The sequence below is a fragment of the Streptomyces sp. NPDC046303 genome (genome assembly GCF_055588085.1).
Genome location: NZ_JBVJFA010000004.1, coordinates 175664 through 187646, shown reverse-complemented (window position 1 = coordinate 187646; position 11983 = coordinate 175664). Strand labels below are relative to the sequence as shown.

At 71.1% G+C, this 11983-nt stretch carries 15 protein-coding genes; 8 read left to right on the top strand and 7 right to left on the bottom strand.

From position 1 onward, the window contains the following. The first annotated feature begins 179 nt into the window (after positions 1-179). The 3 genes from ACZ6I1_RS05945 to ACZ6I1_RS05935 all read left to right on the top strand — a co-directional run bounded on the left by ACZ6I1_RS05945 (position 180) and on the right by ACZ6I1_RS05935 (position 1430). On the top strand, positions 180-551 hold the full coding sequence (locus tag ACZ6I1_RS05945; RefSeq protein ID WP_469283557.1) for an ArsR/SmtB family transcription factor: 372 nt from the start codon (positions 180-182) through the stop codon (positions 549-551). A 62-nt stretch (positions 552-613) separates the two neighbouring features. After that, positions 614-940 (top strand): ArsR/SmtB family transcription factor, encoded by a 327-nt coding sequence (locus tag ACZ6I1_RS05940; RefSeq protein ID WP_469283555.1) that lies wholly within the window; start codon positions 614-616, stop codon positions 938-940. Next, the gene (locus ACZ6I1_RS05935; RefSeq protein WP_469283553.1) at positions 930-1430 is read left to right on the top strand and encodes a GNAT family N-acetyltransferase; all 501 of its coding nucleotides are present in this window, start codon (positions 930-932) and stop codon (positions 1428-1430) included. Before ACZ6I1_RS05940 ends, ACZ6I1_RS05935 begins: the two co-directional genes overlap by 11 nt. Here the strand turns inward: ACZ6I1_RS05935 and ACZ6I1_RS05930 are convergent. From ACZ6I1_RS05930 to ACZ6I1_RS05915, 4 genes are all read right to left on the bottom strand, one after another. Then, positions 1423-1962, bottom strand: coding sequence for a DinB family protein (locus tag ACZ6I1_RS05930; RefSeq protein WP_469283551.1), 540 nt, complete (start codon positions 1960-1962; stop codon positions 1423-1425). The two genes, ACZ6I1_RS05935 and ACZ6I1_RS05930, sit on opposite strands and share 8 nt — an antisense overlap. A 41-nt stretch (positions 1963-2003) precedes the next feature. Next, positions 2004-3044, bottom strand: a complete 1041-nt coding sequence (locus ACZ6I1_RS05925; protein WP_469283550.1) for an ArsO family NAD(P)H-dependent flavin-containing monooxygenase — start codon at positions 3042-3044, stop codon at positions 2004-2006. Next, a complete protein-coding gene (locus ACZ6I1_RS05920) occupies positions 3041-3826 on the bottom strand; it encodes an aquaporin (RefSeq protein WP_469283549.1) in 786 nt (261 codons plus the stop codon). The genes ACZ6I1_RS05925 and ACZ6I1_RS05920 overlap by 4 nt, the downstream gene beginning before the upstream one ends. Positions 3827-3912: 86 nt before the next feature. Continuing rightward, complete coding sequence (locus tag ACZ6I1_RS05915) at positions 3913-4227, bottom strand: ArsR/SmtB family transcription factor (RefSeq protein ID WP_469283547.1); 315 nt, start codon at positions 4225-4227, stop codon at positions 3913-3915. Positions 4228-4298: 71 nt separating this feature from the next. Between ACZ6I1_RS05915 and ACZ6I1_RS05910 the strand changes: the two genes are divergently transcribed. Beyond that, a complete protein-coding gene (locus tag ACZ6I1_RS05910; protein WP_469283546.1) occupies positions 4299-4721 on the top strand; it encodes an arsenate reductase ArsC in 423 nt (140 codons plus the stop codon). Positions 4722-4781: 60 nt separating this feature from the next. Beyond that, a complete protein-coding gene (locus tag ACZ6I1_RS05905) occupies positions 4782-6143 on the top strand; it encodes an acyltransferase family protein (RefSeq protein ID WP_469283545.1) in 1362 nt (453 codons plus the stop codon). A 7-nt stretch (positions 6144-6150) separates the two neighbouring features. Here ACZ6I1_RS05905 and ACZ6I1_RS05900 read toward each other — a convergent pair whose 3' ends face one another. Next, positions 6151-6555, bottom strand: a complete 405-nt coding sequence (locus ACZ6I1_RS05900) for a TOBE domain-containing protein (protein ID WP_469283543.1) — start codon at positions 6553-6555, stop codon at positions 6151-6153. A gap of 10 nt (positions 6556-6565) precedes the next feature. Then, positions 6566-7843 (bottom strand): M6 family metalloprotease domain-containing protein, encoded by a 1278-nt coding sequence (locus ACZ6I1_RS05895; RefSeq protein ID WP_469283540.1) that lies wholly within the window; start codon positions 7841-7843, stop codon positions 6566-6568. A gap of 245 nt (positions 7844-8088) precedes the next feature. On the opposite strand from ACZ6I1_RS05895, the gene ACZ6I1_RS05890 reads away from it, so the two are divergent. The 3 genes from ACZ6I1_RS05890 to ACZ6I1_RS05880 all read left to right on the top strand — a co-directional run bounded on the left by ACZ6I1_RS05890 (position 8089) and on the right by ACZ6I1_RS05880 (position 11333). Continuing rightward, entirely contained in the window at positions 8089-8802 is a 714-nt protein-coding gene (locus tag ACZ6I1_RS05890; protein WP_469283539.1) for a TetR/AcrR family transcriptional regulator, read from the top strand. A 72-nt stretch (positions 8803-8874) separates the two neighbouring features. After that, entirely contained in the window at positions 8875-10410 is a 1536-nt protein-coding gene (locus ACZ6I1_RS05885; RefSeq protein WP_469283535.1) for an MFS transporter, read from the top strand. 155 nt (positions 10411-10565) lie between these two features. Further along, a complete protein-coding gene (locus ACZ6I1_RS05880; RefSeq protein WP_469283827.1) occupies positions 10566-11333 on the top strand; it encodes a dioxygenase family protein in 768 nt (255 codons plus the stop codon). Here the strand turns inward: ACZ6I1_RS05880 and ACZ6I1_RS05875 are convergent. Further along, positions 11330-11974, bottom strand: coding sequence for a Uma2 family endonuclease (locus ACZ6I1_RS05875; RefSeq protein WP_469283825.1), 645 nt, complete (start codon positions 11972-11974; stop codon positions 11330-11332). The two genes, ACZ6I1_RS05880 and ACZ6I1_RS05875, sit on opposite strands and share 4 nt — an antisense overlap. Positions 11975-11983: the final 9 nt, after the last annotated feature.

Here is an 11983-nt window from a genome sequence, read left to right as displayed (position 1 = left end):
CTCCCTCGCCCACCCGGGCCTGGCCTTCGTGGGCCTGGAGTGGCAGCGCAGCCTGTCCTCGAACTCCCTGCGCGGAGTAGGTCGCGACGCCGCGCAGGTGGTCCGCCGCCTCGCGGCTTTCCTGGCCCGCACCTGAGACGCCCCCGGCGACATAGTTCGATGTGTGTCAACATAGACGTATGTCGAATGCGAAGGCTCTGCCGCTGCTGGAAGACGATCAGGCCGTCGCGCCGTGCTGCCCGCCGCTGACCGAGCGCGCCATGTCCGCGAGCGAGGCCGAGGTTGCGGCGAAGATGTTCAAGGCCCTCGGGGATCCTGTCCGCCTGCGCCTGTTCTCCGCTGTCGCCTCCCACGAGGGCGGGGAGGCGTGCGTGTGTGACATCTCCGATGTGGGTGTGTCCCAGCCGACCGTCTCTCATCATCTGAAGAAGCTGAAGGAGGCGGGCCTGCTGTCCTCCGAGCGCCGCGGGACCTGGGTGTACTACCGGGTTGAGTCGTCCGTGCTCGCTGCGATGGGGGCGCTTCTGGTCGACGCCGCCCGCGAGGGGTAACTCTGCGGGCCGCGCGGGTAAGGCTGGCGCAGGCCTCATCTATCGATTATCGTCGATAAACGATGAACAGCAGCCTGTCGCTCAGTGAAAAAGACGCCCACACGTACGCGGGCTGGTTCAAGGCCCTGGCCGATCCCACCCGCGTGCGGCTGCTGCACCTGCTGGCCGGCGAGGACCGCGCGATGAGCGTGGGCGAGATCGTCGCGCGGGCCGAGGTCGGCCAGTCGACGGTCTCGCACCACCTCAAGATCCTCGCCGACGTGCGGTTCGTCCTCGCTGAAAAACAGGGAACCTCCACCCTCTACACGGTCAACCACACCTGCCTGACCGTCTTCCCCCGCGCCGTACGTGCGATCCTCGGCGAGGAGGCGCCCGCCGATGGCTGCTGAGGTCAATATCGCGGCGATGGCGCCGGCGCACGCGGCACAAGTACTGGCGATCTACCAATCCGGGATCGACGAAGGCAACGCCACCTTCGAAACCACCGCCCCGACCTGGGAGGCGTTCGACGCAGCCAAGCTGCCGGACCACCGCTTCGCCGCGGTGGACGAGGACGGCAAGGTCCTCGGTTGGGTCGCCGCGACCGCAGTATCGGATCGATGCGCCTACGCGGGCGTGGTCGAGCATTCCGTGTACGTCGATCCGGCCGCGCGAGGCCGCGGCGTCGCCCGCGCCCTGCTCCAGGCGCTGATCGCCTCGACCGAAGCGGCGGGCATCTGGACGACCCAGTCCGGCATCTTCCCCGAGAACGCTGCCAGCCTCGCCGTCCACGAGCGGGTCGGCTTCCGCGTCATCGGAACCCGCGAGCGCATCGGCCGCCAGCGCGGCGTCTGGCGCGATGTGGTCCTTCTGGAGCGTCGGAGCCCGCAGATCAACTGAGCTCGCCGTGCAGGGTCAGCTGGCGGCGGTGGAAGTCGAAGTGCTGGGTCGGGTAGCGGTAGAGGTCCGCGAGCGTCATGCAGTCCTGGAAGAACGGATCCCAGCGGACCGGGTAGTGCATGCCGCGGGCCAGGTCGGCGTCGGACTCCGCTGCCAGGCGGCGGTGCAGGGAGTCGATGACACGGTCGAAGGTGGCGCCCGTCCGGCGCGGCCCGAAGACCTTCACCGCCCCGCACGGGCCGACGTAGTTGACCCAGTCGAACGGTACGGTCCCAGCGTTCAGCACGCGGGCGAAGGCCCTGCCGGCGCGGCGGGGCAGCCGCCCGAAGACGCGTACGAGGACCAGCAGCACCCGGGCGATCACGTAGCCGAACATCATGTGCCACAGCAGCTGTTCGTTGGTCCACCGGGTGCCGCGGGTGGGGCGGGCGAGGTCGGTCTTCGTGGCGCTGTCGAGCAGGTCGTGGAAGGTCTGCCGTGCGCGCTCGTAGTCCGCGTACACGGCCTGCCGGTCCAGCGGGATCTCGTTCATCAAGGCCTGCCCACTGCGATGGTTCCCGCTCCTGAGCGGTTTCAGGCGCTGAGGAGTTCGGCGATCTCGCGGACGGATTCGCGGGCCGTGCGGCCGACGCCGATGAGGGTGGCGGAGGCCGGGCCGGTCCAGTCGCCGTAGCCGAGGAGGTGGATCCGCGGGTCCGCGATGGCGCGCGTGCCCTCGGTGGGGATGCGGCCGCCCTCGGTGCGCAGGCCCAGCGGAGTCAGGTGCGAGAGCGCGGGGCGGAAGCCCGTGCACCAGATGATCGCGTCGCAGGGCCAGACGCTGCCGTCGGGCCAGCGGGCGCCCTCGGCGGTCAGGGCCGTGAACATGGGGTGGTCCGGGATGAGTCCGGCGTCGCGGGCTGCGCGTACGGGCGGTACGGCGACGATGTCGCCGAGGTCCGAGATGCGGGGGCCGCCGGACCGCACGCGCCGGGTGGCGAGTTCGAAGAGGGCGCGGCCGTCGATCTCGTCCGGGAGGTAGCGGGCCGGGCGCTGGGTGACCCAGCGGACGGTGGCGTGCGGGGCGAGGTCGGCGGCGATCTGGGCGCCGGAGTTGCCGCCGCCCACGACGATCACGCGCTGGCCGGCGTAGTCCCAGGGGCTGCGGTACTCCACCGTGTGGTGCTGGCGGCCCTGGAAGTCCGACCGGCCCGGAACGGCAGGCAGGAACGGTCGCCACCAGTTACCGGTGGCGCTGATGACGGCCCGGGCGGTCCAGGCGCCCGTGTCCGTCTCGACGCGCAGGAGTGGTGAGGCGTCGTGGACGCCGGTGACGCGGACGCCACGCTGGATGGGGAGTTCGTAGCGCTTCTCGTAGTCGGCGAGGTACTCCAGCACGTGCGCGACGTCCGGGAAGGGCTTGCCCTCCTGCTGCGGCATGAGGCGGCCGGGCAGGGAGGAGTACGCGGCCGGGGAGAAGAGGTGCAGCGAGTCCCAGGCGTGCTGCCAGGCTCCGCCCGGGGTGGTCTGGGCGTCGAGGATGGTGAAGTCGATGCCGGCCCGGCGCAGGTAGTAGCCGGCGGCGAGTCCTGCCTGGCCGCCGCCGATCACCACCACATCCGTGTGGCGGGTCATGCCGCGGGCTCGTGCTTGCCGCGCATGAAGATGACCGCGACCAGGGCCAGGCCCACCACGAGGCCGACCAGCTGCATGCCGATGAAACCGGCGACCGAGGCGGGGGCGATGCCCGCGAAGGTGTCGGTGAAGGCGCGGCCGATGGTCACGGCAGGGTTGGCGAAGGAGGTGGACGAGGTGAACCAGTAGGCGGCGCCGATGTACGAGGCGACGGCCACGGGGGCGAAGCGGAGGCGGTCGGTGCGGGCCAGGCCGAAGATCAACAGGATCAGGCCCGCCGTGGCGACGACCTCGCCCAGGAGGAGGTTGCCCGCCGAGCGGTCGTGCGTGGACCACTTCACCAGCGGTTCGCCGAACATCGCGTCCGCGAGGATCGCGCCCGCGATCGCGCCGGCGACCTGCGAGGGCACGTAGACGGCCAGCTCGCGGGCGGTGACGCCGGCGCCGCCGCGGCGGGCGGTCCACCACTCGGCCAGGGTGACGGCCGGGTTGAAGTGGGCGCCGGACACCGGGCCGAGGAGGGTGATGAGCACGCCGAGGCCGAAGACCGTGGCCGTGGAGTTGGCCAGCAGCTGCAGGCCCACGTCCTGGGTGAGCCGGGTGGCCTGGATGCCGGAGCCGACGACGACGGCCACCAGAGCGGCCGTTCCGACCAGTTCGGCAGCCGCGCGGGCGACGAGAGGGGTGCGGGGCGGGGTCGCGCCGGGTGCGGGCCGGGGCGCGTCGGCGGCTATGGCGGACTCCGCCGCGGGGGCGGTGCCGACGGGCTCGGTGGCGGTCAAGACGGGTTCTCCTCGGGCAGGTGAGGCGGGCGGCAAGAGAGCGACTGCGGGCTACGGGCCACGGGCTACGGGCTACGGGCTACGGGCTACGGGCAGGAACGCTTGAGGTTCGCTTCCGCGGTGGCGCGCGCGGTCTGGGCGAGGCCGGCGAACTGACCGGCGAGGGCTTCGATGACCTCCGGGCGCACGCGGTAGTACGTGAACCTCCCGCACGGCTCCGTCTCCACGACCCCCGCCTCCCGCAGCACCTTCAGGTGGTTCGAGAGGTTCGTCTGCTTGGCACCCGTCTCCTCCACGAGGTGGGTGGTGCACAGCGTCTCCTTGGCCAGGAGGGTCACGATCCGGAACCTGAGCGGGTCGGCCAGAACCCGTAGGAGATCAGTGTCGACTGACGTCATCATGTACTGATACTGTCACATCACCCGGTGCTGATACCAGTCTGGGCTGAGTCATTGGACTGAAGGAAGAGACGATGTCCTCCACCCCGCTCGCATCCGTGCTGTTCGTCTGCATCCACAACGCGGGCCGCTCCCAGATGGCCGCCGGATTCCTGCGCCACCTCGCGGGCGACCGGGTCGAGGTCCGCTCCGCCGGCTCCGTCCCCGGAGACCGGATCAACCCCTCCGCCGTCGCCGCGATGGCCGAACTCGGCATCGACATCTCCGACCAGAAGCCGAAGGTCCTCACCCCCGAGGCCGCCCAGGCCTCCGACTACATCATCACCATGGGCTGCGGGGACGCCTGCCCGTACTTCCCCGGCAAGACCTATCTCGACTGGCAGCTCGAGGACCCGGCCGGCCAGGGCGTGGAGGCCGTGCGCCCCATCCGGGACGAGATCAAGGGCCTGATCGAGGGCCTCATCGCCGAGATCGACGCGAAGAAGCAGGAGAGCTGACCGCACCGCCCGCTCGGCGGGCGAGATCCGGCCACCGGGGCGTCGGCTATCGTCCCTGCGGTGAAGCTCATACCCACTCTCGCCCGGCGGACGTCCGCCCCGCCGGCCGCCGCCCCCGGTGCCCGGCTCGGCTGGCTGGACGCGCTGCGGGGCATCGCCGCGCTGATCGTGGCACTGCACCACTTCGACGTGCTGAGGATGCTGCCCTTCGGGGGCATGGTCTGGCGGAACTTCGACATGGGCCTGTTCGGCGTCATGCTCTTCTTCATCGTCAGCGGCTACATCATCCCCGCCTCGCTGGAGCGGCGGGGCGACGTCCGCGGCTTCTGGATCGGCCGGATCTTCCGGATCTACCCGGCCCTGATCGCCGCCTTCGTCCTCTCGATCCTGATGCTTCCGGCCGGGGACGGCTCGGTCGCGCTGCTGCGCACCGGCGACGACCTGGCCTCGCTGATCGCGAACGGCCTGATGCTCCAGGACCTGCTCGGCGTCATCAACGGCATGAACGTCACCTGGACGCTGTGCTACGAGATGGTCTTCTACTTCTTCGTCACCGCCCTGTTCACCCGTGGCCTGCACCGGCACAGCGGGCCGATCGCGGCGGGCCTGGCCGGCGTCGCCCTGGTGACCGGTACGGCCGTCGGCACCGGACTGCTCAGCGCGGAACTCGGCTCGACCCGGCAGCTCCTGCTGATCGTCACGCCGCTCGTGCTCGTGGGCCTCGTCGGCGTGCTCAGCGGCCACCGCGTCCTGACCGGGACGGGCGCCCTGCTCCTCGCCGGGGTCGGCCTGGTCCTGGTCTCGCTCAACAGCAGGGCCCCCGCCTTCGAGACCTGGATGATCTTCGCGACCATGTTCGCCGGCACCGTGGTGTACCGGGCGCAGCACGGACAGCTCGCCCGGGTCCCGGCCCTGCTCTCCTGCGGTTTCGTCCTCGTCGCGGGCGTGCTGGTCGGCTGGCTGTACAACCGGGGCGAGGCCCTGGACCGGACCTGGTCCTCGGGCTGGAAGGCCTGGTCGGTCGCCTACCTCGCCGCGTGGGTGCTCTTCGGCATCGGCTTCCTCCTGCGGGCGCGCCGCTTCCCGAAGGTGCTGACCTGGCTCGGCGCGGTCAGCTTCTCGGTGTACCTGCTGCACATCCCGCTGCTGCGCACCGTCGAACCGCTCCTGGGCATTCCGCCGCAGCCGTCCTCGGCGCTCGGCCGGATCGCCTGGACAGCGATCTTCCTCGGCGTCGTGCTTGCCGTCAGCTACCTGATGTACCGCCTGGTCGAGATCCCGATGCAGCGCCTGGGCCGACGCGTGCAGAAGGCGGCGGACCGGCGGCGGCCGCGCACCGTACCCGCGGCAGCCGCGGACACGGCACCGGCCACACCTGCGGCCCCCGCAGAAGCGGCCCTGTCGGGTACGGCCCGTACCTAGTACCCGATCAGTCGCGGTCGATGTGCACGCTGGTCGACTTCACCCGGGCGGTGGCCCGCATGCCGACCTCCAGGCCCAGTTCCTCGACGGCCTCGCGGGTGAGCAGGGACACCACCCGGTGCGGTCCGGCCTGCACCTCGACCTGGGCCGCGACGTCGCCGAGCTTGATCCCCGTCACGATGCCGGGGAAGGCGTTGCGCGCCGAGGTGTACGGGCCGTCCGAGTCCTCGGCGGAGGCGGAGGCGGACTCCTGCGCCGCCTCCACGCAGAACGCCGCCAGGTCGGGACCGTCCACGATGCGGCGCTTGCCGTCGCGGCGGGTGGGGAAGCGGTCTGCGTCCGCCCACCGCCGGGCGGTGTCGACGCTCACGCCCAGCAGTCGCGCGGCCTGTCCGATCGTGTAGGACTCCATGCGCCCCACCCTAGGGCCGGATGATCCGCACCTGATAGCTGCCGTTGCGCAGTTCGCCGACCACCGAGACGCTGATGCCCGCCTTCTCGTCCGCGAAGGTCTCGCCCGGCCGGAACGGCGCGTCCGACAGCTCCGCGTGCACGTTGGGCCGCCGGGTGCAGCCGCCGCTCGAGCTCGCGCTGTCCGACACCGTCACCGGACCGTGCCCGGTGTCCACGTCGGAGTCCACCTTGTAGATGAGGACGCCGGGTTTGCACACGGCCTCGTCGTTCCCGGCCTGCGTCCGGACCTCCACCGCGTACCCGGCGCTCTCGGACAGGGGGACGAAGGCCAGCTTCGTCCCGCCCGCGACCGCCAGTGGCGACAGGACGTGGTCGCTGGCGCCGGACTTCGACGCGCAGCTGATCTGCGTGCTGTCCAGCCAGCCGAGCTTCCACTTGTGCCAGCCCAGCAGGTCGTTGTTGGAGCCCCAGTCCTCGCTCATGATGTCCCAATGCCCGACGCTCCCCCCGCCGTCGGAGGTGTACAGGTCGGGCAGCCCGAAGACGTGCCCGTTCTCGTGCGGGAGCACCCGGTAGCCGGTCTCCCGGTAGGTGCCGGAGCCGTCGTCCTGCCGGCTGTAGATGAAGGACGTGTTGGCGAGCGGCACCCCGTCGGCGACGGGAGCCTCGCCGTTGCCCGAGAAGGTCACCGACAGCACGGTGTCCAGGGCGGACGGCCCGGCGTTCGGCGTCACCAGGATGTTGACCAGGTCGTACGCGCTGAAGTCCACTTCGGAATCGGCGGCCTTCGCGATGTGCTCGACGAGCTGCCGGTAGCCCGGTTCGTACGCCGATCCGCGCTCGATCCCGTACGCCGCGAAGGGCATCGGCATCCGCAGCCAGCTCCTTATCGGGGCCTCGGCGCGGTAGCTGAGCCGGCCGTAGGAGCTGGTCCGGAACCAGTTGGCGGTCTGGGGGAAAAACTCCGCCAGCCGGTCCATGGCCGTGCCCTCGCCCTTGGCGTCCGGGAAGTCGATCATCAGGTTGAGCGCCCTGACCTCGCCGGTCGAGCGCGCGTACCCGGGAGGCGTCGGCAGGCCCTCGGACATCTGCACGCCCATGGTGCCGGCGATCCGGCAGGGCGCGAGAGCCGATTCGGCGGTCGTGGCAACGGGTCCGGCCGCCGAGTGGCTGCGGCCGGATATCCCCGTGCTGGCCGTCGCGGTGACGCCGATGGCCAGCGCCGTCAGGCCGATGTACACGCTGGTGCGGCGGCATCTGCGTATCCGCCGGCGGGTCTGCGGCATGGAGATCGCCCTCGGGTCCGCGGCAGCCGGCCCTGTCCGTACTGCGCTCTGTTCGTCACCCTCCGACGGCAGCGGCGCGCCCGCGCGCCGGGAGAGGCCGAACGTGAAGCGGTGTGTGACTCAGCTCACGCGAAGGGGTGAAATAACCGGGGAGCGGATCCCCGTTTGTACGTGAGTCCCACGAAGTGGGGACCGGCTCCCCGTTTGGGCGGCGCCGTACGTGTCACCGCGCCAGGGAGGCCGGAATGAAGCGCCCCAGCAGCACCGCCCCGGCGGCCCTGCCCGCCCCGGGAGCGGCCGTGGACCTGGTGGCCCCCAAGGGCGCGGCCTCGGGCCCGGTCCCGCGCCCGCGCGCCGACGCCGTCCGCAACCGCGAGCGGATCCTGGCGGCGGCCCGCGAGGCGTTCGTCGAGTTCGGCTCCGCGGCCGCCTTCGACGAGGTCGCCCGCCGGGCGGGCATCGGAAACGCCACCCTGTACCGGCACTTCCCCGACCGCCCCACCCTCGTGCACCACGTCGTGCTCTACGTGATGGGCCGGGTCAGCGCCCAGGCCGAGGCCGCGCTCGCCGAAGAGCCCGACGCCTTCGCCGCGCTGTGCCGGTTCACGCACGCCGCCGCCGACGAGCGGATCGGCGCCCTGTGCACCATGCTCGACGGCGACTTCGACCGCGAGCACCCCGAACTCCTCGCGGTGCGCGATGCCTTGGAGGCCGGCGTCGAGGCCCTGCTGGCGACCGGCCAGGACGCCGGGCTGGTTCGCACGGACATCGGCGTCGGTGACCTGATGGTCGCCCTGTCCCAGCTCAGCCGCCCCCTCCCCGGCACCGCCTGCCTCGACACGGACCGCTTCGTCCACCGCCATCTCCAGCTCTTCCTCGACGGGCTGAGGGCCCCGGCCCGCTCCGAACTGCCCGGTTCAGCCGCCACGTTCGAAGACCTGAGGCAGAAAACCATGTGACACACCCAGAGCATCCCCAATAGGTTTTACCGGTCCATTCCAGTCATTCCGCACAGTGAAATGGGTACCCCCATGCCAAAAACGGACGCGACACCGCAGCTGGCCGACCCCAGCCGCTGGAAGGCGCTCGTCTTCATAGCCCTGGCGCAGCTGATGGTCGTCCTCGACGCGACGATCGTGAACATCGCCCTCCCCTCCGCCCAGACCGACCTCGGCATCTCCGACGGCAACCGCCAGTGGGTCATCACCGCGTACGCGCTGGCCTTTGGCGGACTGCTCCTCTTCGGCGGCCGCATCGCCGACAAGTGGGGCCGTAAGAACGCCTTCGTCGTCGGCCTCATCGGCTTCGCCCTGGCCTCCGCGCTGGGCGGCGCCGCGAACGGCGAGGCCATGATGCTGGGCGCCCGCGCCCTCCAGGGAGCCTTCGGCGCACTCCTCGCCCCGGCGGCCCTCTCCCTGCTCGCGGTGATGTTCACCGACGCCAAGGAGCGCGCCAAGGCCTTCGGCATCTACGGCGCCATCGCGGGCGGCGGCGGCGCCGTCGGCCTGATCCTCGGCGGCGTCCTCACCGAGTACCTCGACTGGCGCTGGACCTTCTTCGTCAACATCCCGTTCGCGATCGTCGCGGCCGTGGGTGCCTGGCTGGTCATCCACGAGTCGGCCGGCTCCCGCAACCGCGCGCCGCTCGACATCCCGGGCGTGGTGCTGTCCACCCTCGGACTCGTCTCGCTGGTGTACGGCTTCACCCGCGCCGAGTCGGCCGGCTGGTCGGACGGCGTCACCGTGGGGATGTTCATCGCCTCCGCGGCCCTGCTGGCGGCGTTCGTCTTCGTCGAGTCCCAGGTGAAGTCGCCGCTGCTGCCGCTGCGCGTCCTGCTGGAGCGCAACCGCGGCGGTGTCTACCTCTCGCTCGGCCTGGCCGTCATCTCGATGTTCGGCCTGTTCCTCTTCCTCACCTACTACCTCCAGGTCGTGAAGGGCTACTCGCCCGTCATGACCGGCTTCGCCTTCCTGCCGATGATCGCGGGCATGATCACGGGCTCCACGCAGATCGGCGCCCGGCTGATGACCCGGGTCGCGCCGCGCCTGCTGATGGGTCCGGGCTTCCTGCTCGCCGCCACCGGCATGCTGATGCTGACCCAGCTCGAGGTCGGGTCCTCGTACCCGGCGCTGATCCTGCCGGCGCAGCTGCTGCTCGGCCTCGGCATGGGCACGGCGTTCATGCCGGCCATGTCCCTGGCCACGCACGGGGTGAACCCGGCCGACGCCGGTGTCGCCTCCGCCATGGTCAACACCTCGCAGCAGGTCGGCGGGGCCATCGGCACCGCGCTGCTGAACACCATCGCCGCCTCGGCGACCACGGCGTACCTGGCCGACCACGCGGCCGGAGCCGCTGCGGGCGGTGCGGCGGCCAAGCTGATCCAGGCGCAGGCCATGGTCGAGGGCTACGCCTCGGCGATCTGGTGGGCCGTCGGCATCCTGGTCGCCAGCGCGGTCATCGCGCTGACCCTCGTCACCACCGGCCGTCCCGGCGCCGGCGGCCCGGTGGCCTCCGGTTCCGGCTCGGCCGAGGACAACGAGATCAAGGTTCCGGTGATCGCCCACTGACGGGGGCGACGGCGGGAGTACCCGTCCGGGAATGACTGACCACCCCGCTTGGTTCAAATTTGAACCAAGCGGGGTTAGTCTTTTTGGGCGACCCCCGCACGGAGGAACCCGTACCGACGAACGAGGAGCCCCCCGTGACCCCCGCCCCGACCCGCATGCCGGCGCTCTACCTCAGCCACGGCGCGCCGCCGCTCGCCGACGACCCGGTCTGGCCCGGTGAGCTGGCCGCATGGTCCGCGGCGCTGCCCCGCCCCACCGCCATCCTGATGGTCTCGGCCCACTGGGAGGAGGCGCCGCTCGCCCTCGGCGCCACCCGGCAGGTCCCGCTCGTCTACGACTTCTGGGGCTTCCCCGAGCACTACTACCGGGTCCGCTACGAGGCTCCGGGCGCTCCGCGGCTCGCCGAGTCGGTCCGCAAGCTGCTCCGGGCCCCCGGCACGTCCGTCCAGGACATACCGGACCGCGGGCTGGACCACGGCGCGTACGTGCCGCTGGTGGAGATGTTCCCGGAGGCCGGCATCCCGGTCCTGCAGATCTCCATGCCGACGCTGGACCCGCGCCGCCTGATGGACCTCGGCCGCAAGCTGGCGCCCCTGCGCGACGAGGGGGTCCTGATCATCGGCAGCGGCTTCTTCACCCACAACCTGGCCGCACTGCGCCACACGGGACCCGGGGTCCCCGCCTGGTCGGCGGAGTTCGACGCGTGGGGCCACGAGGCCCTCGCCGCGGGCGACCTGGACTCCCTGCTCGACTTCGAGGCCAGATCCCCCTCGGGCCGCCTCGCCCACCCCCGTACGGAACACTTCGCCCCGCTCTTCGTCACCCTCGGCGCGGCGGAGGCCTCCGGAGACCTCACCGCCCGCCGCGACGCGGTGGACGGCTTCTGGATGGGGCTCTCGAAGCGCTCCGTCCAGTTCGGTTAGCCCGTGCGGCCCGGGCCGGTGATGTCCTCGCCGATGGAGAATCCCTTGGCGGGTCCCTCGGGGATGGTGGCTGTGGCGCCGCAGGCCACCCGGTCCTCGTCGCCGTAGATGCCCTTGTCCGGGTCCGGCCCGGTCAGCACGGTCACGACGCCGCACTCGTCGTAGTCGTCGATCAGGACGTAGACGGGGATTGCGGCACGGGCGTAGGCCCGCCGCTTGCGGGTCCGGTCGCGCGTGATGTTGTCGCTGCCGGGGGAGACGACTTCGACGATCATCTGGACGGCCGCAGCCTTGATGCCGATCCCGTCTTCGGTGATGTGCTCCTCGGCGTCCTCCGGTGCGATGAACAGGTCCGGGATCCAGGCCTTGCGCCGGTGGATGACGTTCATGTCCTGGAAGGCGGCGAACTTGCTCCCCGCCAGGAAGACGACCAGCTTGTCCCGCAGGCGATTGGCGATCCGACCATGTGAGTAGCGACCCGTGGGTGACACCTCGATGAACCCCTCGACGATCTCGGCGTGGTAGCCCTCGGGGAGTTCCATGGCTTTCCATGCCTGCCACAGGACGTCGTCCAGGTCCGACGGGGGAGTCGCGACCTTCGGCATCACGGCCTCCAGCGTCTCGTGGGCGAGAGCGGTCATGTGCAGCAC